This is a genomic window from Rhodoferax sp. (assembly GCF_023700745.1).
Lineage (GTDB): Bacteria > Pseudomonadota > Gammaproteobacteria > Burkholderiales > Burkholderiaceae_C > Rhodoferax.
The window spans coordinates 97,796-124,160 of record NZ_JAMPYG010000008.1 but is presented as its reverse complement, the minus strand read 5'-3'; the positions used below and the strand labels follow the sequence as shown (position 1 = coordinate 124,160).

At 61.5% G+C, this 26,365-nt stretch carries 22 protein-coding genes and 2 pseudogenes; 8 read left to right on the top strand and 16 right to left on the bottom strand.

Translation table 11 applies throughout. The features are described from left to right. Positions 1-2: 2 nt before the first annotated feature. The 4 genes from NDJ10_RS08585 to NDJ10_RS08570 form a co-directional block, all read right to left on the bottom strand. Positions 3-1,172: an ABC transporter permease gene (locus tag NDJ10_RS08585; RefSeq protein WP_296161148.1), complete on the bottom strand. Its 1,170-nt coding sequence runs from the start codon at positions 1,170-1,172 to the stop codon at positions 3-5. Beyond that, positions 1,169-2,941 carry an ATP-binding cassette domain-containing protein gene (locus NDJ10_RS08580; RefSeq protein WP_296161145.1) on the bottom strand — a complete coding sequence of 591 codons (1,773 nt, stop codon included), beginning with the start codon at positions 2,939-2,941 and terminating at the stop codon, positions 1,169-1,171. The genes NDJ10_RS08585 and NDJ10_RS08580 overlap by 4 nt, the downstream gene beginning before the upstream one ends. 1 nt (position 2,942) lies before the next feature. Then, positions 2,943-3,983 (bottom strand): secretion protein HlyD, encoded by a 1,041-nt coding sequence (hlyD, locus tag NDJ10_RS08575; RefSeq protein WP_296161143.1) that lies wholly within the window; start codon positions 3,981-3,983, stop codon positions 2,943-2,945. 88 nt (positions 3,984-4,071) lie between these two features. Beyond that, positions 4,072-4,680 carry a TetR/AcrR family transcriptional regulator gene (locus tag NDJ10_RS08570; RefSeq protein WP_296161211.1) on the bottom strand — a complete coding sequence of 203 codons (609 nt, stop codon included), beginning with the start codon at positions 4,678-4,680 and terminating at the stop codon, positions 4,072-4,074. 314 nt (positions 4,681-4,994) lie between these two features. On the opposite strand from NDJ10_RS08570, the gene NDJ10_RS08565 reads away from it, so the two are divergent. The 3 genes and pseudogenes from NDJ10_RS08565 to NDJ10_RS08555 all read left to right on the top strand — a co-directional run. After that, a complete protein-coding gene (locus NDJ10_RS08565) occupies positions 4,995-5,141 on the top strand; it encodes a hypothetical protein (protein WP_296161141.1) in 147 nt (48 codons plus the stop codon). Between the two features lie 91 nt (positions 5,142-5,232). Next, a complete protein-coding gene (locus tag NDJ10_RS08560; protein WP_296161138.1) occupies positions 5,233-5,631 on the top strand; it encodes a hypothetical protein in 399 nt (132 codons plus the stop codon). Continuing rightward, positions 5,570-5,806, top strand: a pseudogene (locus tag NDJ10_RS08555) (SDR family oxidoreductase); the annotation flags it as partial. The gene NDJ10_RS08560 and the pseudogene NDJ10_RS08555, both read left to right, overlap by 62 nt. 36 nt (positions 5,807-5,842) lie before the next feature. On the opposite strand, the pseudogene NDJ10_RS08550 reads toward NDJ10_RS08555, so the two are convergent. Then, positions 5,843-6,540, bottom strand: a pseudogene (locus NDJ10_RS08550) (IS630 family transposase); the annotation flags it as partial. A 35-nt stretch (positions 6,541-6,575) separates the two neighbouring features. Further along, a complete protein-coding gene (locus NDJ10_RS08545; RefSeq protein ID WP_296161208.1) occupies positions 6,576-8,366 on the bottom strand; it encodes an ABC transporter ATP-binding protein/permease in 1,791 nt (596 codons plus the stop codon). Positions 8,367-8,457: 91 nt separating this feature from the next. Here NDJ10_RS08545 and NDJ10_RS08540 point away from each other — a divergent pair, with 91 nt between their 5' ends. Beyond that, on the top strand, positions 8,458-8,874 hold the full coding sequence (locus NDJ10_RS08540; RefSeq protein WP_296161136.1) for an acyl-CoA thioesterase: 417 nt from the start codon (positions 8,458-8,460) through the stop codon (positions 8,872-8,874). Here the strand turns inward: NDJ10_RS08540 and NDJ10_RS08535 are convergent, their stop codons facing one another. The 10 genes from NDJ10_RS08535 to NDJ10_RS08490 all read right to left on the bottom strand — a co-directional run bounded on the left by NDJ10_RS08535 (position 8,875) and on the right by NDJ10_RS08490 (position 21,139). Next, positions 8,875-9,363: a thioesterase family protein gene (locus NDJ10_RS08535; RefSeq protein ID WP_296161134.1), complete on the bottom strand. Its 489-nt coding sequence runs from the start codon at positions 9,361-9,363 to the stop codon at positions 8,875-8,877. Positions 9,364-9,393: 30 nt separating this feature from the next. Beyond that, positions 9,394-9,984 carry a chalcone isomerase family protein gene (locus tag NDJ10_RS08530; RefSeq protein ID WP_296161133.1) on the bottom strand — a complete coding sequence of 197 codons (591 nt, stop codon included), beginning with the start codon at positions 9,982-9,984 and terminating at the stop codon, positions 9,394-9,396. A 24-nt stretch (positions 9,985-10,008) separates the two neighbouring features. Beyond that, positions 10,009-10,539: a TlpA disulfide reductase family protein gene (locus NDJ10_RS08525; RefSeq protein ID WP_296161130.1), complete on the bottom strand. Its 531-nt coding sequence runs from the start codon at positions 10,537-10,539 to the stop codon at positions 10,009-10,011. Then, the gene (locus tag NDJ10_RS08520) at positions 10,539-11,315 is read right to left on the bottom strand and encodes an enoyl-CoA hydratase (RefSeq protein ID WP_296161127.1); all 777 of its coding nucleotides are present in this window, start codon (positions 11,313-11,315) and stop codon (positions 10,539-10,541) included. The genes NDJ10_RS08525 and NDJ10_RS08520 overlap by 1 nt, the downstream gene beginning before the upstream one ends. A gap of 19 nt (positions 11,316-11,334) precedes the next feature. After that, a complete protein-coding gene (locus NDJ10_RS08515; protein ID WP_296161125.1) occupies positions 11,335-12,531 on the bottom strand; it encodes an acetyl-CoA C-acyltransferase in 1,197 nt (398 codons plus the stop codon). Between the two features lie 96 nt (positions 12,532-12,627). Next, entirely contained in the window at positions 12,628-15,027 is a 2,400-nt protein-coding gene (locus tag NDJ10_RS08510; protein WP_296161122.1) for a 3-hydroxyacyl-CoA dehydrogenase/enoyl-CoA hydratase family protein, read from the bottom strand. 22 nt (positions 15,028-15,049) lie between these two features. After that, a complete protein-coding gene (locus NDJ10_RS08505) occupies positions 15,050-16,846 on the bottom strand; it encodes an acyl-CoA dehydrogenase C-terminal domain-containing protein (RefSeq protein ID WP_296161120.1) in 1,797 nt (598 codons plus the stop codon). 84 nt (positions 16,847-16,930) lie between these two features. Continuing rightward, on the bottom strand, positions 16,931-17,611 hold the full coding sequence (locus NDJ10_RS08500; protein WP_296161118.1) for a TetR/AcrR family transcriptional regulator: 681 nt from the start codon (positions 17,609-17,611) through the stop codon (positions 16,931-16,933). Positions 17,612-17,754: 143 nt separating this feature from the next. Then, the gene (locus NDJ10_RS08495) at positions 17,755-18,792 is read right to left on the bottom strand and encodes a serine/threonine protein kinase (RefSeq protein WP_296161117.1); all 1,038 of its coding nucleotides are present in this window, start codon (positions 18,790-18,792) and stop codon (positions 17,755-17,757) included. Further along, positions 18,785-21,139: an ATPase, T2SS/T4P/T4SS family gene (locus NDJ10_RS08490; RefSeq protein ID WP_296161114.1), complete on the bottom strand. Its 2,355-nt coding sequence runs from the start codon at positions 21,137-21,139 to the stop codon at positions 18,785-18,787. Before NDJ10_RS08490 ends, NDJ10_RS08495 begins: the two co-directional genes overlap by 8 nt. 426 nt (positions 21,140-21,565) lie before the next feature. On the opposite strand from NDJ10_RS08490, the gene NDJ10_RS08485 reads away from it, so the two are divergent. Genes NDJ10_RS08485 through NDJ10_RS08470 form a run of 4 tightly spaced genes read left to right on the top strand, consistent with a single transcriptional unit; the run spans position 21,566 to position 26,348 of the window. Continuing rightward, a complete protein-coding gene (locus tag NDJ10_RS08485; protein WP_296161112.1) occupies positions 21,566-23,158 on the top strand; it encodes a choline dehydrogenase in 1,593 nt (530 codons plus the stop codon). Positions 23,159-23,189: 31 nt separating this feature from the next. Continuing rightward, the gene (gene mgrA / locus NDJ10_RS08480; RefSeq protein ID WP_363318695.1) at positions 23,190-24,233 is read left to right on the top strand and encodes an L-glyceraldehyde 3-phosphate reductase; all 1,044 of its coding nucleotides are present in this window, start codon (positions 23,190-23,192) and stop codon (positions 24,231-24,233) included. Then, the gene (locus NDJ10_RS08475) at positions 24,230-25,117 is read left to right on the top strand and encodes a DMT family transporter (RefSeq protein WP_296161110.1); all 888 of its coding nucleotides are present in this window, start codon (positions 24,230-24,232) and stop codon (positions 25,115-25,117) included. The genes mgrA and NDJ10_RS08475 overlap by 4 nt, the downstream gene beginning before the upstream one ends. Before the next feature lie 28 nt (positions 25,118-25,145). Beyond that, positions 25,146-26,348 (top strand): threonine ammonia-lyase, encoded by a 1,203-nt coding sequence (locus NDJ10_RS08470; RefSeq protein ID WP_296161107.1) that lies wholly within the window; start codon positions 25,146-25,148, stop codon positions 26,346-26,348. The last annotated feature ends 17 nt before the right edge of the window (positions 26,349-26,365 follow it).

Genomic DNA, 26,365 nt, shown 5'->3' with positions numbered 1-26,365 from the left:
CGTCACTCCAGGTTCTTGCGCGTGGCGCGCTTGGCGATCACGAAGAACAGCACCCCGATCGCCGCCATGGCCGCCAGGTTGGGCAGGAACACGGCCCAGATGTCGCCGGCCAAGAACACGGTCTTGAGCGAATCGACGAAATAGCGCGCCGGAACAACCCGGGTGATGGCCCGGATTGGCGCGGGCATCGCGTCGATCTCATACAGAAAGCCCGACAGCATGAAAGCCGGTAGAAAACCCGTGAACAGCGCGATCTGCGCGGCCAGGAACTGGTTGCGTGCCAAGGAAGAAATCAGCAGGCCCTGGCCCAGTGCCGGCACCATGAACACCGCCGACAAGAGCAACAGGGACAGCAAGGAGCCACGCATCGGGACGCCGAACACGAGCACCGCCAGCGCCGCCGCACCCAGCGTGGACAGCATGCCTAGGACGAAGTACGGCAGCAGCTTGCCGATCAGGATTTCGGCCACCGAGGCAGGTGTGGACAGCACTGCCTCCATGGTGCCGCGTTCCCATTCGCGCGCCACCACCAGTGCAGTCAGCATGGTGCCGATGATGGTCATGACGATGGCGATGGCGCCGGGGATCAGTGCGCGGCGGCTTTCCAGCTCGGGGTTGAACCAGTAGCGCGGTTCCAGCATGACGGCCTGCGCAGGCGCCGCGACATCCAGCCCGGCGCGCCAGGACTGAACCACGCCGCGGGCGTAGTTTTCGACGTAATTGGCAGTATTGGGGTAGGAGCCGTCGGTGACGATCTGCACCAGCGGCTCGCTGCCGCCCCGGGTCAGACGCTGCTCGAAATCCTGCGGAATCACCACGTAGCCGCGCAGGTGGCCTGAGACCAGCTGATCGGCCACTTCGCGCCGGTCATGGGCGAAGTGGGCATCCAGGAACCGGGTGCCGGCAAAGGCCGCCGCGAGCTCTTGCGCCGCAGCACCGGGCGACTCCAGCACCACGCCGACACGGACATCCTTCGCATCCAGCGACACCGCATAGGCGAACAGCAGCAGCAACACCACCGGGAGCACGAACGCGATCAGCAGCGTCGAGGGGTCGCGCAGCGCCTGGTAGCTTTCCTTGGACACCAGGGCCATCAAGCGCCGCAGATCAAAATGGCGCAGGTCGGTCTGCAGTGGTCCATTCCCGTCTTTGTGCTTTGAGGTGCCGTTCATATGGCGGCCTCCATCTCGCGGTCTGCCGACTCCACCAGGTGAATGAAGGCGTCCTCCATGGTCGGGTCGGGTCGTTTGGGACTGGCCGCTGAGCGTTTGAGCGCGTCAGGCGTGTCCAGTGCAATCAGTTGCGCACGCGAGAGCATGGCCACGCGGTCGCAGTATTCGGCCTCGTCCATGAAATGGGTGGTGACCATAATGGTCACGCCCTTGCGGGCCAGGCCGTTGATGTGGGTCCAGAATTCGCGCCGGGTGATGGGATCCACCCCTGAAGTGGGTTCATCCAGAAACAGCACCGGAGGCCTGTGCATGAGCGAGCAGGCCAATGCCAGGCGCTGCTTGTGTCCCAGCGGCAGGGAGTCGGGTGTGGCGGACAGCCAATCGCCCAGATCGAAGGTTTCGATCATCTCGGCAATGCGCTCACGCCCCGTGTTCCCGTCCAGCTGGTACACCCCGGCCGAGAACTCCAGGTTCTGCTGCACCGACAGCAATCCATAAAGCGAAAACTTCTGCGCCATGTAGCCGAGCCGGCTCTTGGCCGCGCCGGTGGCACTGCGCAGATTGTGTCCTACCACATGCGCTTCGCCAGCAGTGGGTTTCAACAGACCGCACAGCATCTTGAAGGTGGTGGACTTGCCGGCGCCGTTGGGGCCGAGCAGGCCGAAGATTTCGCCCTTTTGTACCTCGAAGCTGACGTTGTCGGTGGCGGTGAACTCGCCGAAGCGCTTGGTGAGATTCCGGCACGACACGGCAATGTCGGAACCCAGCTCAACCGGCGGCAGGCGCTCGGCCAGCGACGAAGTGCCGCCGGGGCCGCCACCGAGCAGATCGATGAAGGCGTCTTCGAAGCGCGCAGGCACCTGCGCCAGCCGCACCTGGGCCTGATTGGACAGGGCTTGGACCTGCTTCGTGTCTGCGCCTTCGCGTAACACCACGCGCACGCCGGCGCCCTGGATCACGCCATCACTCACGCTGGGCAGGTCGAGTGCTTGGGTCAGGACCGCTCGGCGCTCGGCACCGACGTCTTCCAGACGGAAGCTGCGGCCTTCGAGCTGCGCGGTCAGTACTTGCGGCGGACCATCGAACAGGAGCTGCCCCTGATTCAGCAGCAGGACGCTCTCGCAGCGCTCGGCCTCGTCGAGATAGGCGGTGGACCAGACCACGGCCATGCCCTCATCGGTGAGCGCCTGCACCATGCGCCACAAATCCTGGCGGCTGACCGGGTCGACGCCCACCCCGGGCTCGTCCAGCAGCAGCACCTTGGGCCGCGCCATGAGCGCACAGGCAAGCCCCAGCTTCTGCTTCATGCCGCCCGAGAGCTTGCCGGCAAGACGCTTGGTGAAGGGCCCAAGCCGCGTGAAGTCGAGCAGTTCGGCGAACAGATCGGCATTGCGATTCGCATCCATGCCGCGCAACTGCGCATACAGGCGCATGTTCTCCATCACCGACAGATCTTCATACAGACCGAAGCGCTGCGGCATATAGCCGCTGGCGACGTGAATGGCGTCGTTGTCTTTGACCACATCAAAGCCGGCCAGGGTGACGCGGCCAGCGTTGGGTACCAACAAGCCGGTCAGGATGCGCATCAAAGTGGTCTTGCCCGCGCCGTCCGGACCGACCAGACCCGTCAGTCGCCCATAGTGGATGCGTGCGCTCAGGCCCCGCAAGGCCTGCACGCGTCCGAAATGCTTGTCCACGCCCTCGATGACGACGGCGGCGTCTTCCTCCGCACCGTTAGGCGCGGCGACGATGGCAGGGCTTGACTGCATTTCAACGTCCCCCCGCCGGGATGCCGGTACTGGCTTTCGCATCGACCTCGATCGTCACCGGCATGCCCTGGCGCAGGGCGGCGTCGCTGTCGGCTTCATTAATGACGATGCGCAGGCGGTATACCAGGTCGGTGCGCAAATCTGTCGTTTCCACCGTCTTGGGGGTGAATTCGGCGCGCGGCGAGATGAAGCCGATATGGCCGAGATAGACCTTCTCCGAGGAATCGCTTTTGACGCGCACCACAGTGCCGGGTGCGATGCGCCCCAAGTCCGGTTCGCCCACGTAGGTGCGCACGTAAACCGGCTTGTCCAGGCTCAGGCTGTAGACCATGCTTTGGCTCGCAACCATGCTGCCGGATTCACGCGCGCGCGCGATCACGGTGCCATTGCTGGGTGCCAGGAGTTCGGTGTCCGCAAGAGCGGTGGTGGCTTGCGCCCGTGCCGCTTGCGCTGCGGCCAGACGCGCCTCTGCCGCGGCGATGTCTTCCTTGCGAAAGCCTTCGGATGCCTGCGACAGGGCGGCCTTCGCTGCCTCGACGCCAGCGGCTGCCTGGTCGCGCGCCGTACGGGTGGCATCGACCGTGCGCTGACTGCTGGCCCCCGAAGCGAGCAGACTGTTTTGGCGTTGATAGTTGCGCTCGGTGTCGATGGCGACGGCCTGCGCTTGCTTCAATGCCTCCCTCGCCTGGATGATTTCCTGTGGGCGCAAGCCGCGGCGCAGTTTGGCGAGTTCCGCCTGTGCTACCAGCACCGAGGCTTCAGCGAACGCCAGCGCGTCGCGATAGGGCTGAGCGTCCAGCGTCGCCATGCGAGTACCGACACGGACCGCATCGCCCTCGTCGAACGCCATTTCAGCCACGCGCCCAGGCTGGCGGAAAGCCAGTTGCACCTCGCGGATGTCGACGTTGCCGTATAGACGCAGCGGGCCAGTCTGACCGTTGGAACGCTGCGCCCACAAGAAGGCGGCGCCGAGACCCAGAGCAATGACAGCCACGATTACGATGGCCAGCTTCGCGGCGCGAGAGGAAGTGATTTTGCTCATTGCATGCATCCCATGTGTTGAATCGATTGGGGTCTTGTGGTGCTCTGGTTCGACGTTGACCCGCCGACAACACGGAGGCAGAGGGTTTTCATTCCGCTGCTCCAATGCCACGGCGATAGATGGCAAAAACGGCTGGCGCGTCGCGGCGAATTTGACGGACCTTACCGGCCAGCAATGACTGCATGACCAATCCCTGGATGGTTCCGATGAATAACACGGCAGCGGCATCAACGTTCAGCTCCGCGTCCAGCTCGTCCTGCGCCTTCCCCGCTTCCATTAGGCGGCGCAACCGCTGTTCGTACTGGCGGATCAAGGTCTGCACCAGGCGCTTGGCCAGCGTTTCGTCAGGGCGCTGCAACTCTCCGAACAGCATGCGTGGCACGCCCGGGTGCTTTGCCACGAAGTCGACATGGGCCATGAACATGGCTTCGAGCGCTGCTGTGGGGGACGAAGCGCCAGCGGCCGCTTTGTCCACGCTGGTCAGCAGGCGTTCGCTGACCCAGGACATCGTTGCTTCCAGGATTGCACCCTTGGTCGGGAAATGGCGAAATAGCGCGCCCTGCGTCAAGCCCATCCGATCAGCGATGTCCGTGGTTGTGATCTCGGCCGGGTTCTGCTCGGCTGCTAGGTCGACCACGGCTTGCACTGTGGCTGCTCGCCTCTCTTCAGCGGGCATGTATTGAGGACGTTCATTCACTGCAAAATCTCCAATAAGTAAGTTATCTATTACTATCTTATCATGCAAAATAACCATGATGCAATATAAGGAATTGGATTGACCACCGTAGAAGTAGCGAGCTTTTGCCCTTGGGTAGAAACAAGGTCAACTTGATTTTTATTAAGCAGAGACAGTGTCGCTATAGTGGGCAAGGGATCAATTCATCGGTGATTCGGCAACTTGAGTCAGGAGGATCAACGGGAGTGGTTGTGCCCGGAGGAAGACGGAAATCCTCCTGCCGCTTGGCAAGTATTAAGATAGTAATAAGTCACTTGAAAAATTAATCGTCATAGATGAATTTTGTTGCCATGCACGACAAGCCCGCGTTGGTTTCGCTTGAAGACAGCCGCCCCAATGTCCTGGATACGCGTTGCAAACGTCTGGCGGGCACGCGGCATTGGCGGGTTGTCGCCGGCGGCGAGCTTGCTGGCCTGATATGACTGGGCGCTGCACCTGAGTCTTTCACCGGGCAAGCAACGAAGCCTGTTTGAAAAGGGTCTGCAAAAGCAGCAACATCTGGCGCGTTACGTCATGCACGCTGGAGGCGCACACGACTGTTCAGCTTGCATTGAGCGACTGGAGCTGGATCGGCGCTTCGCGGCACCAGCCTGGCAGCAATGGCCGTTCAACGTGATCCACCAGGGTTTCTTGCAGCAGCAGTGGTGGCACAACGCCACCACTGGCGTGCGCGGTGTGTCGCGCCATCACGAGAACATGGTGACTTTCGCGGGGCGGCAGTCGCTGGATATGTGGTCGCCTTCGAACTTCATCTGGACCAATCCCGAAGTGCTGGATGCCATCAAGGTCGGGGGCGGCGCCATGAACTTCCTCGACGATGCGCGGCGCCTCGCCCTCGACGACGCCCCAGCAGGAAGTGGCGCGCAAGGGTGTAACGGTCAACACCGTCTCGCCGGGCTACCTGGCGACTGAGAGGGTGATGGCGATGCGCGAGGACGTTCGCCAGAAGATCATCGATGCAATTCCAGTCGGCTGCCTCGGTCAGTCGGATGAGGTCGCCGCGCTGGTGGCATTCATCGCGAACGATACCGCCGCCTTCATGACCGACAGCAACGTTGCCATGAACGGCGGTCAACACATTTATTGACACGCTGATGGCGATGTTAGTACGTGTTGCTTGCGGCTAGTGTAGTGTTCCGTTCTGCTTAGAACTTATTTTTGAGTTTGCCCGGATGACCTCCTGCAAGATGTCACGCGCGCTTTTGGTCCACATGAATGGCTTGGTGTTTTCGTTGTGATGGGTGACGTATTCATTGATGTCGCGAAAAAATCGCTCAACCATATTTCAGCAATGAGGCCGGTGTTGGCGTCAAGTGCATGTTGAACCTCGGGTGTTTTTGCAACCACTGCTGCACCGCTGGGTGCGTGTGCCGCTGCTGGCATTGACCGATGACTTGACCGTCCAGCACGTTCGGGGCCGCGATCAGTGTGGTTGTGCCGTGGCGCTTGTAGTCGTGCGTCATCGTCTAGGCGCGTCCCTTCTTCAGCGGCAGTCAGGGCTGCGTTCTGTCCAGCGCCTGTACCTAGCTCTTTTCGTCACAACACAGCACCAGCGCATGTTCGGACGACGACATGTACAGGCCCACGATGTCTTCGAGCTTCTCTACCAATTTCGGATCACGCGAAACCTTCAAGCCACGCACCAAGTGAGGCTGCCAATGGCGCATCACCGTACTGAGGCTGACGCCGAGCTCGGTCGCCATCTTGCGCGTACTCCAGTGCATCGCTGCCTCGGGCTTGTCTTGCGTGGTCAATTCCACTAACTGCGGAGTATTTTTTGACTACGTCACTGCGCAGGCGCGGTGTACGGGACGGCCCACTTCAAACCCTCCTTGACCTTGTCTATTCCTCAAGCATTACTCGGACGACTGCTGCAGCGCCCACATCTGCGCATAGCGGCCTCCTGAGGCCAGCAGCTCGGCATGCGTGCCGCGCTCCAGAATGCGGCCAGCCTCCATCACCAGAATCTCGTGCGCGTCGACCACCGTGGACAAGCGGTGCGCAATGACCAGCGTGGTCTTGTTTTGCGCCACGCTTTGCAACTCGGCCTGGATGGCGCGTTCGTTGGCTGAGTCGAGCGCCGAGGTGGCTTCGTCAAAAATCAAAATCGGCGGGTTCTTCAGTAGCGTACGGGCAATCGCGACACGCTGTTTTTCTCCGCCCGACAATTTCAGGCCGCGCTCACCCACCATGGTCTCGTAGCCCTTGGGTGTGGCGGCAATAAAGCGGTGAATGTGCGCCGATTGCGCGGCCTCGATCACCTGTTCGCGGGTGGCGCCTGGCTGGCCGTAGGCAATGTTGTATTCGACCGTGTCGTTGAACAGCACGGTGTCCTGCGGCACGATGCCAATGGCCTGGCGCACGCTGGCCTGCGTGACCTGTTTGATGTCCTGCCCGGCAATCAGGATCTGGCCGCCTTGCACGTCGTAGAAGCGGAACAGCAAGCGCGCCAGCGTTGATTTGCCCGAACCCGAGGGCCCGACCACCGCCACCGTCTTGCCCGCGGGGATGTCAAAACTGATGTCGTGCAGGATCGGTCGCGCCGGGTCGTAGGCAAAGTTCACATGCTGAAAGCGCACGCTGGCGCTGTCGGGTGCCAGCGTCAGGGCGGGTGCCCCCGGCACATCGGCAATTTCGCGCTCGCGCTCCATCAGGGTGAACATTTTTTCCAGGTCGGTCAGGCCTTGCTTGATCTCGCGGTAGAGCACGCCCAGAAAACCCAGCGGGATGTAGAGCTGGATCATGAAGGCGTTGACCATCACCAGGTCGCCCAGGGTCATGCGGCCGTCCACCACGCCTTGGGTGGCGCGCCACAGCATGGCGACCAGACCGGCGGCAATGATGAGCTGCTGGCCGGTGTTGAGCAGACTTAAAGTGGTTTGGCTCTTGAGGGCCGCCTTGCGGTAGCGCTCCAGGTTGTCGTCGTAACGGCGCGCCTCGAACTCCTCGTTGTTGAAGTATTTCACCGTCTCGTAGTTCAGCAGCGAGTCGATGGCGCGGCTGTGCGCGGTGCTGTCGAGCTCGTTCATCTGCTTTCTGAACTGGGTGCGCCACTCGGTCACCACAATGGTGAAGACAATGTAGAGAACGAGTGCCGCGACGGTGATCCAGGCAAACCACATGTCGAACTTGACCGCCAGAATGCTCAGCACCAGCGCCACCTCGATCAGCGTCGGAAAGATGCTGTAGAGCGAGTAGCTGATGAGTGAGTGCACGGCGCGGGTGCCACGTTCGATGTCGCGCGTCATGCCGCCGGTCTGGCGTTCCAGGTGGAAGCGCAGGCTCATTGCATGCAGATGCCGGAACACCTGCAAGCTGATGGAACGTGCGGCGCCCTCGGTGGCCTTGGCAAAAATCAGCTCGCGCAGTTCGGCAAACAAGGTGGTCGACAGGCGCAGCAGGCCGTAGGCCACCAGCAGGCCCAGCGGCACCACCAACAGCGCTTCGGCGTCTATGGCTCCCTTGGGGTTCATGGTGTCGACCAGTTCCTTGAGCAGCAGCGGCACACTGACATTGGCCAGCTTGGCGCCGACCATGAAGGCCAGTGCCGCGATGACGCGCCATTTGTATTGCCACAGGTAAGGAAACAGGCGCTGTAGGGTGGCCCAGTCGGAGCGGGCCGCAGTCGCGCCCTGACCGCTGACCATGGGTAATGTGGTGCCGCTGTAACGACTGGATGAATGGCTGCGCATGGGGGACAATCCTGATCAATTCAAAAACTATGTAAGGATTGTGCCCATGTCTGCAAACACTGACGCCAAAGCCGTGCAACTGCCCACGGATGAAAAATTGGTGCTCAAGGTTATTCCGATGCCGGGTGATCTCAATGCCAACGGCGATATCTTTGGTGGCTGGGTCATGGCGCAGGTGGACCTGGCGGGTGCCGTGATGGCGGCGCCCTTTGCCAATGGCCGCATGGCGACGGTGGCGGTGAATGAGTTCATCTTCAAGCAGCCGGTGCGTTTGGGCGACGTTTTGTCGTTCTTTGGCAAGCTGGTACGCATTGGACGCAGCTCCATCACCGTCAAGATTGAGGTCTATGCCGAGCACATCAGCGCCCAGGGCCACTACACCAAGGTGACGGAAGCTTCCCTCACCTATGTCGCGATTGACGACTATGGCAAGCCGCGCGAGGTGCCCCGGCCAGCCGTTTGACTACGACACGATGTAAGCGGCTGACCCGGTGGACAGCAGCTTGCCGTCAGCGCCCAAAAACTCCATGCGGGTGGACGCCACGCGCGAGCCCAGGCGCATCACCTCGGCGCGCAACTCGAACCACTCGCCAATGCCCGGGCGCAGATAGTCGATGCGCAGGTCGATGGTGCCGAGCTTGACAAAGCGCTGCAGTCGCTGCTGGGGTGTCTCGTTCATGTGGCGCGCACCAATGGCCACCATCACGGCCAGACCCCCCAGCGCATCCAGCGAGGCACTGATGACGCCGCCGTGGATGCGGTTGTAGGCGTAGTGACCCACCAGTTCGTTGCGCATGTCGATGCGGGCACGCACCTGGGCTGGTTTGAGCGCGGTGATCTTGAGCCCCAGCACCTGGTTGAACACGATCAGTTCTTCAAAAACCTTGGTCAAGCCGGCAACGAATTCAGCTTCAAATTCAATCTCGGCGGGCGCAGCAGCGGCTGGGGTCATCGGGTATCCTGGGTGGGAAAAGCGGAGGGATCAACTGCCAATCAGGGCTTTCTTGAGGTTGGCATCCACCGGTTTGTCACCCAGCCAGATGCGCAACACGGCGGTGAAAAAGTCCTCACCCGCAATCACATTGCCACGCACCTGGCCGTTGACCGTGACCTGCGTGCCCACGTCTGGCACAAACTCGAAATGGATCACGTCGCCCTTCTTGGCTTCGCCCACGGCCTTGAGGTTGGCATTCAGCGCGTCAATTCTCGGCTTCATGGCGGTAAACTGGGCCTCGGTGTGGTTGTCGCGCAGGCCGTCATTCAGTGCGCCGGCAAAGCTTTCTGCATCAACGTTGCGCAGCATGGTGATTGTGACGCGGCGTGCACCTGTTTGGGTCAACAGCTGGGCGGCACTGGTGGCTTTTTGGGGGGTGTACAAGGCCGCCACGTAAACTTTGAAGAACACCTTGGTGCGCAAGCCGGCGCCGTTGAGTTGCAGTTTGGCAGCACCCAGCTGGCTGCTGGCCTCAAGCTTGACACCTTCCACCTCCAACGGCTGTGCCCACCCGGTCAGGGTGGCGCAGCTTAGCAGCAGGCTGGCGAGGGGGCTTTGCAAAAATTTCAGAGGGCGCATGGCAGGTCTCCTGTTGATTAAAAATCACTTTTTACCGGGGATGAGCGCACCGCGAAAGGTGGTGCGGATCAGTTGCTGGGACTGGGCGCTGTCCCACTCGCGTGCACCGACAATCTTGTTGAGTACCCGGCCCTGGGCATCAACCAGCAGCGTGAGCGGCAGCCGGTTGGCCCCGAGCATGTTTTCGAGTTCCAGCTGGCGGTCGATGTAATGGTTCAGGGTGGCGTTGCTTTTGCGCAGGAAACCCTTGGCGGCCTCGGGGTAGTCATCGGTCGAAATACCGATCACGGTGAGTTGCAGGCCCAACTCGCTCCAGGCCAGTCGTTCCAGCGAGCCCATTTCCGCGATGCACGGCGGGCACCAGCTGGCCCAGACGTTGATGATCAGCGGCTTGCCGCGAAAAGCCGAGAGCTTTCGGTCCGGGCCGTTGAGCCCGCGCATGGTGGCCTCGCGCAGCACACTGCCCACGGCCACCTCACCGGGGGTGGCTGCTGCGTTGTTGGCACCGGCGAGCAGGCCAAAAACCAAGGTGCAGGCGGCAATCAGGGCACGCATCAGAAGGCGCTGAAATCTGGCTTGCGCTTTTCCATGAACGCGGAAAAGGCTTCTTGCGCGGCCGGCTCGGCCAGCATGCGGCCAAACAGCGTGCCTTCTTCGGCCATGCGCTCGGCCACCAGGCTGGCTTGGCCCTGCTTCATCAAAAGCTTGGTGGCGAGCAGCGAAGTCAAGGGCTTGGCGGCCAGTTTTTGCGCCTGGCGCCGGGCCAGGGCGTTGGCTTCGGCGGGTGGCACGATGCGGCTGATCAGACCCATCTCCAGTGCCGCCTCGGCCAAGAAGGGCTCGCCCAGCAACAGCGCCTCGGCCGCGCGGCCATAGCCCATGCGCTGTGGTGCCAGCAGGCTGGAAGCGGCCTCGGGGCAGACGCCCAGGTTGACAAAGGGCATGGAAAAGGCGGCGTTGTCACCGGCATAGACCAGGTCGCAATGGAACAGCAGGGTGGTGCCAATGCCCACCGCCGGGCCGCACACCGCGGCCACAATGGGTTTGCTGAAGCTGCTGATGGCGCGCATGAAACGGAACACCGGTGCCTCCAGCGTGGTGGGCGGGTTCTGCAGGAAGTCGGCAATGTCGTTGCCGGCGCTGAAAATGGTTTCGTGCCCCTGGATCACCAGCACCCGTACCGCAGTGTCCGCCTGCGCCTGCTCCAGCACATCGGCCATGCCGGCGTACATGGCGGTGGTGAAGGAGTTCTTTTTGGCGACGCGGTGGATCGTGAGGGTGGTGATACCTCCGGCGGAGTCGAGCAGAAGATCAGGGGACAAATTTTTCATGGGCCGTAGCGTACCAGACTCAGACCCGTTCGAAGATGCCGGCGGCGCCCTGGCCCATGCCGATGCACATGGTGACCATGCCGTATTTGCCCTGGGTGCGCTGCAGGGCATGGATCAGCGTGGCCGCGCGAATGGCGCCGGTGGCGCCCAGCGGGTGGCCCAGCGCAATGGCGCCGCCCATCGGGTTGACCCGGGCCGGGTCCAGTCCCAGGGTGTTGATGACCGCCAGTGACTGCGCGGCAAAGGCTTCGTTGAGCTCGATCCAGTCGATCTGGCCGAGCGTCAAGCCGGCATGGCGCAGTGCCACTGGAATCGCTTCGATCGGACCGATGCCCATGAACTGCGGCGGCACCCCTTTGGCCGCAAAACTGACAAAACGCGCCAGCGGCTTCAGGCCAAACTGCTTCACGGCCTTTTCGCTGGCCAGGATCAATGCACCGGCACCGTCGGAGGTTTGCGAGCTGTTGCCCGCCGTCACCGTGCCACGCGCCGCAAACGGGTTTTTCAGCTTGGCCAGGCCTTCCAGCGAGGTGTCGGCGCGCGCGCCTTCGTCCAGCGTCACCACGCGTTTGCTCTCGATGACTTCACCGGTGGCCAGGTTGGGCGAACGGTCGATGACCTCGATGGGCGTGGTTTCAGCGCTGAAATAGCCGGCTGCCTGCGCGGCCAGGGCGCGCTGGTGCGATTGCAGCGCAAAGGCATCCTGTGCTTCGCGGCTGACCTTCCACTGCGTGGCCACTTTTTCGGCGGTCAGTCCCATGCCGTAGGCGATGCCGATGTTTTCGTCCTGGTCGAACATCATCGGCGAGTAGGAGGGCGCATTGCCACCCATGGGCACCATGCTCATGCTCTCGACACCGGCGGCCATCATGACGTCTGCTTCTCCGACCCGAATGCGGTCGGCGGCAGTCTGGATCGCCGACACCCCCGACGCGCAAAAGCGGTTGATGGTGATGCCGCCCACGCTCACCGGCAGGCCGGCCAGCACGGCAGCGGTGCGTGCAATGTTCAGGCCCTGCTGTCCCTCGGGCATGGCGCAGCCGCAGACAATGTCTTCGATCGCGTTGGGGTCCAGTCCCGGCACCTGCGCCAGCGCCGACTGCAGCACCTTGACCAGCAGGTCGTCCGGGCGCATGTTTCTGAAAAAACCGCGTGATGACTTGCCAATAGGCGAGCGTGTGGCCGCGACGATATAGGCTTCTTGAATTTGTTTCATATTCATATCTCAATCAATTAGGGAAAGAGCAATTTCTTAATCAGTTGAGGACAGAGCAAAATTGCTGCGCAATTCTTGGTCTGTCCCGCAAACACATTAATTTCGAACCGGTTTGCCGTTTTGCATCATGCCCATGATGCGTTCCTGCGTTTTCGGGTTGCCCAGCAGGGTGCCAAAGGCCTGGCGTTCCAGTGTCATCAGGTAGTCCTCGTCGACCAGACTGCCGGCATCGACATCGCCACCACAGACCACCCAGGCAATCTGGCAGCCAATGAAGTAGTCGTAAGCGCTGATGAAGCCGCCGTCGCGCATGTTCACCAGGCTGCCCTTGATGGTGGCCAGGCCGCTGCGGCCCGCCACCGGGAACTGGCGTTTGAGCGGCGGCTGGTAGCCGCTGTCGAACATCGCCTTGGCCTCGTTGATGGCGACAAAAAGCAGCTCGTCCTTGTGCGGCACGATCACGTCGCTGTCCAGCAAATAACCGAGTTTGCGTGATTCGAGCGCGCTGGTGCCGACCTTGGCCATGGCGGCCGCAGTGAAGCCCTCGCTCAGGAACGGCAGCAGGTCCTTGCCGGTGGACAGCGCGGCGTTTTCGGCCGCGCGCCGGGCAATGTAGGCCAGGCCACCGCCACCGGGTACCAAGCCCACACCGACCTCGACCAGACCGATGTAGCTCTCCATTGCCGCCACACGTTTGGCGGTGTAGGCGGCCAGCTCGCAGCCGCCACCCAGCGCCAGGCCGCGCACGGCAGCCACCACCGGCACGTTGGCATAACGCAGTTTCAGCATGGCTTGCTGCATGTCGTATTCGGCAGTCGCAATCGCCTTGACCCCACCGGTCATGAAGGTCGGTAGCATGGCCTGCAAGTCGGCCCCGGCGGAGAACACCTCGTCGTTGGACCAGATCACCATGCCTTGGTACCTGTCTTCGGCCAGCGCCAGGCCTTGCAGCAGGCCGGCGATCACGTCCGGACCGATCGCGTGCATCTTGGTCTTGATACTGGCAATCACCACCGCATCATCGAGCGTCCACAGGCGGATGGCATCGTCTTCGAACAAGGTGGTGCCGGCCTGGGCCGCAGAGGGCGCCTGCGCGCCCAGCACACTTTCGGGGAAGTGCTGGCGCGCATACACGGGCAGCTGGCGCACCGGGACAAACTGGCCGCTGGAGGGGTTCCAGGAACCCTGCGGCGTGTGCACGCCACCGGCTTCAGCCACCGGACCCTTGAACACCCAATCCGGCAGCGGCGCGTTGCACAGTGCCTTACCCGCGTCGATGTCTTCCTTCACCATGTTGGCCACGGTGAGCCAGCCGGCTTCCTGCCAGAGCTCGAATGGGCCCTGTTTCATGCCGAAGCCCCAGCGCATGCAAAAGTCGACGTCGCGTGCGTTGTCGGCAATGGTGCCCAGATGCACGGCGGCGTAATGGAAAGCGTTGCGCAAAATTGCCCACAGGAATTGCCCTTGCGCGCCCTCGCTGTTGCGCAGCAGCTGCAGGCGTTCGCCGGCGGGCTTTTTCAGCATGCGGGTATAGACCTCGTCGGCTTTTTCGCCGCCCGGCACATAGGTTTTGGTGGCCAGGTCAAAACGCATGACATCGCGGCCGACTTTTTTGAAAAAACCAGCCTTGGTTTTTTGCCCCAGGTGGCCCATCTCCAGCAGGGTTTTCAGGACCTCGGGGGTGGCAAAACTGGCGTAGAACGGATCGCTCTCCAGGTTCAAGGTGTCCTGCAGCGTCTTGATGACATGGGCCATGGTGTCGAGCCCCACCACGTCGGCGGTACGGAAGGTGCCCGAGCTGGCGCGACCGAGCTTTTTGCCGGTCAGGTCATCGACCACGTCGTAGCTCAGGCCGAAGTTCTGCACCTCTTTCATGGTGGCCAGCATGCCGGCCACGCCAACCCGGTTGGCAATGAAGTTGGGCGTGTCCTTGGCGCGCACCACGCCCTTGCCCAGCTTGCTGGTGACAAAGGCTTCGAGGTCGTCAAGGATGTGTGCCTGGGTGGTTGGCGTGTTGATCAACTCCACCAGCAGCATGTAGCGCGGCGGGTTGAAGAAGTGGATGCCGCAAAAGCGCGGCTTGATTTCCTCGGGCAGCACCTCACTGAGTTTGGTGATGGACAGCCCCGAGGTGTTGGACGCGACAATGGCATGCGGTGCGACGAATGGGGCGATTTTTTTGTACAGGTCCAGCTTCCAGTCCATGCGCTCGGCGATGGCCTCGATCACCAGGTCACAGTCCCGGAGCAGTTCCATGTGCTCCTCGTAGTTGGCTTGTCTGATCAGCGCAGCGTCTTCAACCACGCCCAGCGGTGACGGCTTGAGTTTTTTCAGGCCCTCCACAGCCCGGCTGACGATGCCGTTTTTCAGGCCCTCTTTGGCCGGTAAATCGAACAAAATGACGGGCACTTTGCAATTGACCAGGTGCGCGGCAATTTGCGCTCCCATGACACCCGCGCCGAGCACGGCGACTTTTTTGACATTGAAACGAGTCATGTTGGTTTCCTTGAGTGATTGATCAGGCGAGTGCGGCGTCGGTGTCCATCAGTACTTTACTGCCAGTGCGTGCAGTGCGCATCAGGGTGGTGGTTTCGGGGAATAGTTTGGCAAAATAAAAGCGTGCCGTTTGCAGCTTGGCCACGTAAAACGGGTCGGTATTGCCAGCGGCAATCTGACGCAGTGCCACCTGCGCCATGCGTGCCCAGAAGTAGCCAAACACCAGGTGACCGGCGACGCGCAGGTAGTCCACGGCGGCCGCGCCCACTTCGTCAGGATTCTGGAAGCCCTTGAAACCGAGTTCGGTGGTGAACTTGGTCATTTGCTCGCCCAGCATGGCGATCGGGGTGATGAACTCGGCCATCTTTTCATTGACGCCTTCTTCTGCCACCAGTGTGCCAATCAGCTTGCCAAATTTCTTGAGCGTGGCGCCGTTGTTGCCCAGGATCTTGCGGCCCAGCAGGTCCAGACTCTGGATCGTGTTGGTGCCTTCGTAAATCATGTTGATACGGGCGTCGCGCACAAACTGTTCCATGCCCCATTCCTTGATGTAGCCGTGACCGCCAAACACCTGCAGGCAGCCCGAGATGGCGGCCCAGCCGTTGTCGGTGATGAAGGCTTTGACGATGGGCGTCAGCATGGCCAGCAATTCGCCCGACTCCTTGCGCACCGCTTCATCGGGGTGGTGGTGTTCTTTTTCCAGCAACATGGAGCTGAAGCACATCAGGGCGCGGCCACCTTCGGCGTAGGCTTTCGCGGTGAGCAGCATCCTGCGCACATCGGGGTGGACGAGGATCGGGTCCGCCGGTTTGTCTGTCGCCTTGGGGCCGGTCAGGGAGCGCATCTGGATGCGATCCTTGGCATAGGCCAGGGCGTTCTGGAACGCCACTTCGGTCAGGCCCAGCGACTGGTTACCAACGCCCAGGCGCGCCGCGTTCATCATCACGAACATGCCCTGCATGCCCTTGTTGGGCTGGCCCACCAGCGTGCCCACGGCGCCGTCGAGAACGATCTGCGCGGTGACGTTGGACTTGATGCCCATTTTGTGTTCCAAGCCGCCGCAGTAAATGCCATTGCGCGCTCCCAGTGAGCCATCGGCATTGACCAGGAATTTGGGGACGATGAACAGGCTCACGCCCTTGATGCCGGGGGGCGCATCGGGCAGGCGGGCCAGCACCAGGTGGATGATGTTGCTGGTCAGGTCGTGTTCACCGGCGCTGATGAAAATCTTGTTGCCGGTGAGTTTGTAGCTGCCGTCGACCTGCGGTTCGGCCTTGGTGCGCATCAGGCCCAGGTCGGTGCCGCAATGGGGCTCGGTCAGGCACATGGTGCCGGTCCACTCGCCGCTGCTCATTTTGTGCAGGTAGGCGGCTTTTTGCTCTGGCGTGCCATGGGTTTCGAGCGCGGCATAGGCGCCGTGCGTCAGGCCGGGATACATGGCCCAGGCCTGGTTGGCCGAGTTCATCATCTCGTAAAAGCACTGGTTCACGATGAGCGGCAGGCCCTGACCGCCAAATTCGGGCTCGCAGGACAGCGCGGCCCAGCCGCTATCGACATACTGGGCGTAGGCCTCTTTGTAGCCGGCAGGAGTGGTGACCGCATGGCTGGCGGCATCGTAGGTGCAGCCCTCGGTGTCGCCGCTGATATTGAGCGGCAGCAGCACCTCACTGGCAAATTTTCCGCCTTCTTCGAGCACCGCGTTGATGGTGTCGGCGTCGATCTCGGCATGCACCGGCATGGCCTGCAAATCGGCCATGACATTGAGCACTTCGTGCATGATGAATTGCATGTCGCGCAGCGGCGGGGTATAGGTGGCCATAGTGGGTTCTCCTTGAGTCTGAATTGAATGAGTTGAATGGATTTAGTACAAATGCAAATTGTCAGAACGCATGTTCATGGCGCGTCAGTGACGTGGGAAACCGGGGATTTGGGGTTTGCCATAACGCAGCAGGATGTTTTCGAATCCGGTATTGGCGCGGGCAATGGCGCCAGGGCTCTTCAGGAAGCGGGCTTCGTAGTGCAGCGCCAGAATCAGGCCATGGATCTCGAACGCCATCTGTGCCTCATCGGCATCGGGCACCAGATGCCCTTCCTGCTTGGCCAGCACCACGGCGCGGTGCATGGCCGCCAGCCAGGTCTGCACCGAGTTGGCCAAGGCGTCGCGCACCGGGCCGGGGCGGTCGTCAAACTCGACCGCACCGCTGATGAAAATGCAGCCCGACTGAATTTCGATGGCGACCCGCTGCATCCAATTGGCAAACAGGGTGCGCACCCGGGGCAAGCCTCGCGGCGCGTTCAGGGCCGGGAAAAACACCTCGTTGGAAAAACGCTGGTAGTACTCGCGAATGACCGATATCTGCAACTCTTCACGAGAGCCAAAGTGGGCAAATACGCCGGACTTGCTCATGTGTGTCACTTCTGCCAGCGCGCCAATACTTAAGCCTTCCAGGCCAATCTGCTCAGCCAGGCCCAGGGCGGCATCGATGATGATCTGTTTGGTCTGCTGGCCTTTTTGCAGCGCGCGGGCACTGCTTGTACGCTTGCCAGGGTGTTCGCTGATGGCGTTGGGTTGGGAAGGATGCATGGCCAGGGTGTTTAAATAGTACGGTCGTGCTATTTTGCAGCAATTGGCAGGCGAAAAGCACCCTGGCCTGCGTATTAGGGGGTGTTATCTAAGGGAATCGCGGGTAAACACCTAGTCTTGTCGCCGCAAATGCGGCGTTGTCGCTACACCACCAGGGGTTCTTCCTGCATGGCTTCAATCTGTTCCTGCAGCATTTGCACCTGGCCTTGCCAGTAGTCGCTGGAACCAAACCAGGGAAAGTGCCTGGGAAAGGTGGGGTCATGCCAGCGCCGGGCCAGCCAGGCGCTGTAGTGCAACAGACGCAAGGTGCGCAGCGGTTCAATCAGCACGAGTTCACGCCGGTCAAAAGGGCGAAATTGCTCATAACCGTCCACCAGGGTGCCCAGCTGGCGCGCGCGCTGTGGCCGGTCGCCACTGAGCAGCATCCACAGGTCCTGTACCGCCGGCCCCATACGGGCATCGTCCAGGTCGACAAAATGCGGCCCCGGTTGGGCGCTGGCGGGTAACTCCAGGGGCGTCCACAAAATATTGCCGGGGTGGCAGTCGCCATGCAGTCGAAGTCGCTGCAGCGTCTCGCCTGGGGTGGCTTCGCCCGTCAGGCAGGGATGGCCGGCAATCAGGTCAAGCGCTTGTTGCGAGACCTTGGCCCAGCTCGATTGCACGTCGAGCGGCACCTGGTCATGGGCCAGCAGCCATTCCCGCGAGGCGATGCCAAAACTGGCCAGATCAAGCGCGGGCCGGTACTTGAACGCCTGGACCGCGCCGACCGCGTGAATGCGCGCCAGAAAGCGGCCGACCCATTCCAGCACGTCGGTGTCGTCGAGCTCCGGCAGGCGCCCGCCGCGCCAGGGGCTGACGCTGAAGGCAAAACCGCCAAAGTGGTGGAGTGTGTTGCCGTTCAGGGTAAGGGGCCCGACCACCGGGATCTCGGCGGCCATGAGTTCCTGCGCGAAGGCATGCTCTTCAAGAATCTGCTCGGCATGCCAGCGCCCGGGGCGGTAGAACTTGGTCACCACCACAGCCCCGTCTTCCAGGTGCAACTGGTAGACACGGTTCTCGTAAGAACTGAGGGCCATTTGACGCCCGTCGCCAAACAGCCCGACGCTGGCCAGCGCGTCCATCACCACATCGGGTGTGAGCGATTGGTAGGGGTGGGCGGCGGCGCTAGCGTGTTCAGGCATTGCTATTGGCCCGAACCTCTTCAATGCTGGTCAGACCGGCCAAGACCTTGCCAATGCCGTCCTGGCGCAGAGTACGGAACTTGCCCGATTGGAAGGCTTCAAGCTGGACCAGTTCGGAGCGTGCGCCGGTTTGGATCAGGCGCCTGATGCCCGGATTCACCGTCAGCAATTCATGCAGACCGATGCGTCCCGACAGACCGGTGCCCATACATTTGGGACAGCCCGGGGCGCAGAAATGCTTGAGTTCACCCTGGCTGCCAAAATCGCGTAACCATTGCGCCAGCACTTCGTCGCGGGATGGCCGCAAGGCATCCGGGAAGGCGTGCAGGTAGTCATGCAGCAGTTCTTCGACAAAGTCGTCGTCGGCGCGCTCGACGGTGCGGCAATTGGTGCACAACTTGCGTGCCAGCCGCTGCGCCAGCACCGCCAGCAGGGAATCGGCAAAATTGAACGGGTCCATGCCCATGTCCGTCAGCCGGGTCACGGTTTCGGCTGCGCTGTTGGTGTGCAGGGTGGACAGGACCAGGTGCCCGGTGAGAGAGGCCTCGATGGCGATCTGGGCAGTCTCGACGTCGCGAATCTCGCCGACCATGATGATGTCGGGGTCGGCACGCAGGAAGGAGCGCAGGGCTTTGGCAAAGGTCCAGTCAATCTTGGGGTTGATCTGCACTTGGCGCAAATCGGGCTGGGTGATTTCGATTGGGTCTTCGGCGGTCCAGATTTTGCGTTCCGGCGTGTTGAGGTAACCCAGTACCGAATGCAGCGTGGTGGTTTTCCCCGAGCCAGTCGGGCCCACGCACAGCACCATGCCATAGGGCCTGGAGATGGCGTCGTGCAATTGGGCGTAATTGGTCTCTGTGAGTCCGAGCTTGGTCAAGGCAATCGGTTTGGTTGATGCGAGCAAACGCATGACCACGTCTTCAAGGCCATTGACCGTGGGGATGGTGGCGATACGCAATTCCAGGCGGTGTTTGGCTGAAAACTTGCTGAAATTGATTTTGCCGTCCTGCGGTTTGCGCCGCTCGGAGATGTCCAGGTCGGCCATGATCTTGAGCCGTGCCACCAGCGCTGAGCGGTAGGTGTGCGGTAACTCCAGGTAGGGCGACAGCATGCCGTCCTGGCGGAACCGGATGCGCACCTTGGCGCGCCGCGGTTGCGACTCGACGTGAATGTCGGACACGCCCCTGGCGTGGGCTTCGATGATCATGGTGTTGATCAGCCGCACCAGGGTGTTGTCGGACTGCTCAATCGGTTTCTCTCCATCGTGGGCTGCGTCTTCTCCCGAGCTGCTGAGCTCCATCGATTCGAGCAATTCGCTGGAGCTGGTTTGCGGTGCGCCCGTGTCGTCCAGGCCTGGCAGATCCTCATCCAGTGCGCTGTGGTGCAAGCCATATTTTTCGTAGGTTTCGCGGATTTTCTGCTTGATCTGCAGTTCGTCACCCAGCGTGGCGATGACCCGGCATTGCACCAGGAACTCCAGCTCTTCGAGCATTTTGCGGCGGGTTGGGTCCATCGCTGCCACCACCAACATGTTGTCGTGCAACATCAATGGCATCACATTGAGACGCTGGGCGGTGCTCATCGGTATTTTTCTGAGGGCGCTGTCTGCAATGGGAAACAGCTTGACATCTACCACCGGGTAACCCATTTTGCGAGCCAGTGCGATGTTGAGGTCCCGGCGCGTCAGAAAGCCCATTTTGATGAGCAATTCACCGAGCGGCACGGAGCGTTCTGTTTTTTGCTTTTCCAGGGCGAGTTTGAGTTGCTCGTCGTTGATGTAGCCCAGCATGGTCAGCGCCTCGCCGACCCGGATCATCGGCATTTTTGACTGTTGTGCCAGTGCTTGCATCAACTGCTCGGGTAAGAGTACGGCGGTATCCAAAAGATAATCTCCCAGTTTTCGACTGCGTAAATGGACTTGCTCTTCGGCTGCTTGTTCGACCTGCTGCTCTGTGACCACCTGTTGGTCGACCAGCACTTTGCCGATGTGACTGCCCAGGGTGAAATTGGTAAAGGCTTCGTGCGGTATGAAGACCCGTTCGATCGACCCATCGGTGCCGACAGGGGTGAACAGGTACAGACCGTCGTCTGACTTGACGCAACCGACGGTCAAGCCCGTTATCGGTACGCCGTTTTTGAGTTCGAGGCTGTACTCCACGATGGCCCGGTGACCCAGAATTTCTGCAAACTCTTCGGGGGAACTGATTTCTTGCCGGTGCAGCAGCTTCTTGAGATGAAGGCGAAAAAACTGTGAAAAAGGGACAGAAACGGCATTTTTATTTTGCTCGATCTGGATGACAGCGACCCTTTTGCTGGTGTTCAGGGTAATCAGCAAACAGCGGCGCATGGCGCCGTTCAGGCCCTCGATGTCACATGCTTGTGGTTCACGCCAGGGCTCAGGGCCCTCGTAACTGGCAAAAGGAGGCGTTGGCCAGCTAAATTCAGATGGCTGTACAGGCGTCTTGTCCAAGCCTGCTGTTGCCGTACTGTGCATGCCTTGAGGCAGCGACTCCTCACTCTTTTTGGAAAACAAAGTGCCAGCCAGGGTCATTATCTTCTCGACATCAAATAATTGATAAATACAACAAAGGCAGTCATTGCGATTTCCCCCAATTCAATACAAGCAATTTGGCGTCATCATGCCGCAATTTGGCCTTGGCCGTTGGTTTCTCCCAAAGTTTGCAGGCTATTTGGGCATTAACCTCTACACACACTCGTGCATTTGCGCTAACTTTTGGGCTGATTTTTTAAACCCTGAAAAATGAAGAGCGCCATGTTTGATTACCTCATTATCGGCGGCGGCTCAGCCGGCTGCGTGATGGCCGCCCGCCTGTCGGAAGATCCGAGCATCACGGTGGCGCTGCTGGAAGGGGGGCCGGTGGACAGCAGCGTGCTGATTCACTGTCCTGCGGGGCTGGCGGTCATGGCCAAATTCAGCCTGCTGGGCTGGGGCCTCACCACCGTGGCGCAAACCGGCCTCAACGGTCGATCGAGTTACCAGCCGCGCGGCAAGGTGCTGGGCGGCTCCAGTTCCCTCAATGCCATGGTCTACACCCGTGGCCACCCGGCTGACTACGACCACTGGGCAGCGCAGGGCAACCCCGGTTGGTCGTATGCCGAGGTTCTGCCTTATTTCAAAAAAGCCGAACACAATGAACGCGGTGCCGATGATTTTCATGGCATCGACGGCCCCCTCAATGTGATGGATCTGCGCAGCCCCAACCGCTTTGGCGAACTCTTTGTGCAGGCGGGCGAGCAGGCTGGCTATCCGCGCAACGCCGATTTCAATGGCGCCAACCAGGAAGGCGTGGGCCATTACCAGGTGACGCATAAAAACGGCGAGCGTTGCAGCGCCGCCAAAGCCTACATCACACCCAATCTGGCGCGGCCCAATCTGAAGATTTTCACCGGCGCACTCGTCACCCGCATCATGCTGGATGGCAAGCGTGCCGTGGGCGTCGAGTATGTGCATGAGGGCCAGACCCGACGGCTCAAATGCCGTCGCGAGGTGTTGTTGTGCGCGGGTGCCATCCAGTCGCCCCAATTATTGATGCTCTCGGGTATTGGCCCGCGCGAGCACCTGCTGGCGCAGCAGATCGCGCCGATCCACCACCTGCCGGGCGTGGGCCAGCATTTGCATGACCATATTGATGTGGTGCAGGTGGTGGATGCTCCCCGCGGCAAGGACCTGTTTGGCGTTTCGCCGGGCGGTGTTTTCCGCGTGCTCAAGGGAATTTTTGAGTGGCGCCACACGCGCAGCGGCATGCTGACCACCAATTTCGCCGAGGCCGGCGGCTTCATCAGGAGCGACCCGGCAGAAGCGTTACCCGACCTGCAGCTGCATTTTGTGATTGGCAAGCTCATCAACCATGGCCGCACCACCACGCTGGGTCACGGGTTTTCCTGCCATGTGTGTTTGCTGCGTCCGCACAGCCGCGGCAGCGTGCGCCTGGCCAGCAAGGACCCGCAGGCGCTGCCGCTGGTGGACCCGGCATTTCTGAGCCATCCCGATGACATGGACCGCATGGTGCGCGGCTTCAAGCTGATGCGCAACATTCTGCAACAGCCGGCGCTGGCGCAATTCGCTGGACGCGAGCTGGCGGCCACCGCCAGGGCGCAAACCGATGCCGAGATTGAGCAAGCCATCCGCAACCTGGCCGACACCATCTACCACCCGGTGGGCAGTTGCCGCATGGGCCCGGGTGACATGGACGTGGTCGATGCCGAATTGCGCGTGCATGGCCTGCAAGGCTTGCGCGTGGCGGATGCGTCCATCATGCCGCGCATTGTGAGCGGCAATACCAATGCACCGGTGATCATGATTGCCGAAAAAGCCGCCGCTATGATCAAGGCCTCGGTTCGTTGATCCACACGTCTGTTACACCACTCTGATTTCCATGACCTACCAAGCCAAGCCCGCGCGTTACGACGCCATGCCCTACCGGTTTTGCGGCAAAAGCGGCCTCAAACTACCCGCCATTTCACTCGGTTTGTGGCACAACTTTGGCGATGCCACGTCGCTGGCCAGCCAGCGCGAGATGCTGCGCACAGCCTTTGACCTGGGCATCACCCACTTTGACCTGGCCAACAACTACGGCCCGCCTTACGGCAGCGCCGAGCTCAATTTTGGCGCGCACCTGCGGCGCGACTTCAAACCCTACCGTGACCAGCTCATCATCTCCAGCAAGGCCGGTTGGGACATGTGGCCCGGTCCCTATGGCGGCGGTGGCGGTTCGCGCAAACACGTGCTGGCCAGCCTGGACCAGAGCCTGCAGCGCATGGGGCTGGACTATGTCGACATTTTTTACTCGCATCGCTTCGACCCCGACACGCCGCTCGAAGAAACCATGGGGGCGCTGGCCAGCGCCGTGCAGCAGGGCAAGGCGCTGTATGTGGGCATCAGCAGCTATTCGGCCAGCAAGACGCGCGAGGCCGCCGCCCTGCTGCGCAGCATGGGCGTGCGTCCCCTCATTCACCAGCCCTCGTACAGCCTGTTGAACCGCTGGATCGAGACAGAGCTGCTCGATGCGCTCGACGACACCGGGATGGGCTGCATTGCCTTCAGCGCGCTGGCGCAAGGCCTGCTGACCGACAAATACCTCAGCGGCGTGCCCCAGGATGCACGCATCAACCGGCCCGGCGGCGGCTCCTTCAAACCCGATTTCTTGAACGAGGCCAACCTCCGGCATGTGCGCGCCTTGCACGAAATGGCGCAGGCACGCAGCCAGAGCCTGGCGCAAATGGCCATCGCCTGGGTGTTGCGCGACGCCCGCGTGACCAGCGCCCTGATCGGTGCCAGTTCAGCCGCCCAAATTACCGAACTGGCCGGCGCGCTCAAGCACCTGGACTTCAGTGCGGATGAGCTCACGGCAATTGACCAGCACGCGGTGGACGGCGGTATCAACCTGTGGCAAAAACCATCGACCGACCAACGCCCTTGAAACACGATCTTCACGCGCGCGCCAACCTGCTGGCGCTGGCCGCGATTGCCATGTGGGGCAGCCTGGCCAGTCTCGGGGTGGCGTTGAGTCATGTACCACCGTTTCTCCTCACTGGCTTGTCGCTGATGGTGGGCGGCCTGATTGCGCTGCCGCTCTCGGGTTTCCGGCTGGTGGCATGGCGGGTGCCGTTGCCCACCCTGGCGCTCGGTGTCTATGGCCTGTTTGGCTACCACTTCCTGCTCTTTGTCGGCTTGCAAAATGCGCCGCCGGTACAGGCCAATCTGGTCAATTACCTGTGGCCGCTGCTGATCGTGGTGCTGGCGCCGGTGCTGCTGCCGGGCTTGGCCATGCGCTGGCAGCATATTGTGGCCGGACTGATTGGCTTTGCGGGTGCCGCCATGGTGATTCTGGCTGGCGTTGATGGGGGGGCCGATTCGGGTGCCCATGTGCCGGCCGGTGTGCAAAGTGACTGGCTTTGGGGTTATCTGGCCGCCGCAGTCGCAGCCTTCATCTGGTCCACCTACTCGCTGCTGACGCGTCGTGTGCCGCATTTCGACACCGCAGCCATTGGCACTTTTGCCTGGATCTCGGGTCTGCTCGCCTTGCTCTGCCACGCGCTGATGGAGCCGAACGTGGACTTGAGCCTGCGCGACTGGGCGCTGATTGGCCTGATGGGACTGGGGCCGCTGGGCGGTTCCTTCTTTTTGTGGGACAAGGCGCTCAAGATCGGCGACGCGCGCCACATCGGCCTGCTGAGCTACCTGACGCCGCTGCTGTCCACGTCCCTGCTGTTGTGGGTCAGCGGCCGCGCCCTGACCTGGCCGGTGGCGCTGGCGGGTGTGCTGATTGTGGGGGCGGCCTGGCTTGGTACGCGTGTCAGGTAGGTCTGCTGTCACCGTGCACAATGTCACCATGATTGAACTCTCACATATTCAAGCGGCTGCCCGGCGTCTGCAAGGGCATTTGCTGCGCACGCCCTGCGTGGCATCCAAAACGCTGTCGGACATCACCGGGGCCCAGGTGGTGCTCAAGTTCGAGAACCTGCAATTCACCGCTTCGTTCAAGGAGCGTGGTGCCTGCAACAAGTTGTCGCAACTCAACGCCGCAGAGCGCGCCCGGGGTGTCATTGCAATGAGCGCCGGCAACCATGCGCAGGGCGTGGCTTACCACGCACAACGGCTCGGGATTCGCGCGGTGATCGTGATGCCGCGCTTCACGCCGGGCGTCAAGGTTGAGCGCACGCGCGGTTTTGGCGCTGAAATCGTGCTGCACGGTGACACGCTCGACGAGGCGCGCGCGCATGCCTTGCAGTTAGCCCAACAGCAGCAACTTGTCTTTGTGCACCCGTATGATGACCCCGACATCGTCGCCGGCCAGGGCACGGTGGCGCTGGAGATGCTCGACGACGTGCCCGATCTCGACACGCTGGTGGTGGCGATTGGCGGCGGCGGCCTGATTGCCGGCATGGCCACGGCGGCCCGGGCGATCAAGCCCGGCATCGAGATCATTGGCGTGCAGGCTGCACGCTTTCCAGCCATGTTCAACGCCATCAAGGGCACCCACCTGCCACAAGGCAGCAGCAGCATTGCCGAAGGCATCGCGGTCGGTACACCCGGGGCCTTGCCGCAAACCATCGTTCGCGACAAAGTGAACGACTTGGTGCTGGTGGACGAAGGCGACATCGAGCAGGCCATCGTGATGCTGCTCGAAGTCGAAAAAACGCTGGTCGAAGGGGCCGGTGCCGCTGGCCTGGCGGCTTTGCTGAAATACCCCGAACGCTTCAAAGACAAGAAGGTGGGCGTGGTGCTGTGTGGCGGCAACATCGACCCGCTCTTGCTGGCCGCCATCATTGAGCGCGGCATGGTGCGCGCCGGCCGCCTGGCGCGACTGAAGGTGAGTGCCCGCGACGTGCCCGGCACGCTGGCCCTGATTACCGCCACGGTGGCTACCGCCGGGGCCAACATCAACGAGGTCCACCACCAGCGGGCCTTCACCACGCTGGCTGCGCAAAATGTTGAGGTTGAACTGGTGATTCAGACCCGTGGTCCGCAGCACATCACCGAGGTATTGCAAGCCTTACAGCAGGCCGGCCTGCAGAGCCAACTGGTGCAATAAGACCGCCGGATTGCCTG

Excerpts from the sequence above, each read along its gene's own strand:
- NDJ10_RS08585 (WP_296161148.1), bottom strand. The coding sequence starts at position 1,172 with ATGAACGGCACCTCAAAGCACAAAGACGGGAATGGACCACTGCAGACC.
- NDJ10_RS08580 (WP_296161145.1), bottom strand. The coding sequence starts at position 2,941 with ATGCAGTCAAGCCCTGCCATCGTCGCCGCGCCTAACGGTGCGGAGGAA.
- hlyD (WP_296161143.1), bottom strand. The coding sequence starts at position 3,983 with ATGAGCAAAATCACTTCCTCTCGCGCCGCGAAGCTGGCCATCGTAATC.
- NDJ10_RS08565 (WP_296161141.1), top strand. The coding sequence starts at position 4,995 with ATGAATTTTGTTGCCATGCACGACAAGCCCGCGTTGGTTTCGCTTGAA.
- NDJ10_RS08560 (WP_296161138.1), top strand. The coding sequence starts at position 5,233 with ATGCACGCTGGAGGCGCACACGACTGTTCAGCTTGCATTGAGCGACTG.
- NDJ10_RS08545 (WP_296161208.1), bottom strand. The coding sequence starts at position 8,366 with ATGGTCAGCGGTCAGGGCGCGACTGCGGCCCGCTCCGACTGGGCCACC.
- NDJ10_RS08540 (WP_296161136.1), top strand. The coding sequence starts at position 8,458 with ATGTCTGCAAACACTGACGCCAAAGCCGTGCAACTGCCCACGGATGAA.
- NDJ10_RS08535 (WP_296161134.1), bottom strand. The coding sequence starts at position 9,363 with ATGACCCCAGCCGCTGCTGCGCCCGCCGAGATTGAATTTGAAGCTGAA.
- NDJ10_RS08530 (WP_296161133.1), bottom strand. The coding sequence starts at position 9,984 with ATGCGCCCTCTGAAATTTTTGCAAAGCCCCCTCGCCAGCCTGCTGCTA.
- NDJ10_RS08525 (WP_296161130.1), bottom strand. The coding sequence starts at position 10,539 with ATGCGTGCCCTGATTGCCGCCTGCACCTTGGTTTTTGGCCTGCTCGCC.
- NDJ10_RS08520 (WP_296161127.1), bottom strand. The coding sequence starts at position 11,315 with ATGAAAAATTTGTCCCCTGATCTTCTGCTCGACTCCGCCGGAGGTATC.
- NDJ10_RS08515 (WP_296161125.1), bottom strand. The coding sequence starts at position 12,531 with ATGAAACAAATTCAAGAAGCCTATATCGTCGCGGCCACACGCTCGCCT.
- NDJ10_RS08510 (WP_296161122.1), bottom strand. The coding sequence starts at position 15,027 with ATGACTCGTTTCAATGTCAAAAAAGTCGCCGTGCTCGGCGCGGGTGTC.
- NDJ10_RS08505 (WP_296161120.1), bottom strand. The coding sequence starts at position 16,846 with ATGGCCACCTATACCCCGCCGCTGCGCGACATGCAATTCATCATGCAC.
- NDJ10_RS08500 (WP_296161118.1), bottom strand. The coding sequence starts at position 17,611 with ATGCATCCTTCCCAACCCAACGCCATCAGCGAACACCCTGGCAAGCGT.
- NDJ10_RS08495 (WP_296161117.1), bottom strand. The coding sequence starts at position 18,792 with ATGCCTGAACACGCTAGCGCCGCCGCCCACCCCTACCAATCGCTCACA.
- NDJ10_RS08490 (WP_296161114.1), bottom strand. The coding sequence starts at position 21,139 with ATGCGCCGCTGTTTGCTGATTACCCTGAACACCAGCAAAAGGGTCGCT.
- NDJ10_RS08485 (WP_296161112.1), top strand. The coding sequence starts at position 21,566 with ATGTTTGATTACCTCATTATCGGCGGCGGCTCAGCCGGCTGCGTGATG.
- mgrA (WP_363318695.1), top strand. The coding sequence starts at position 23,190 with ATGACCTACCAAGCCAAGCCCGCGCGTTACGACGCCATGCCCTACCGG.
- NDJ10_RS08470 (WP_296161107.1), top strand. The coding sequence starts at position 25,146 with ATGATTGAACTCTCACATATTCAAGCGGCTGCCCGGCGTCTGCAAGGG.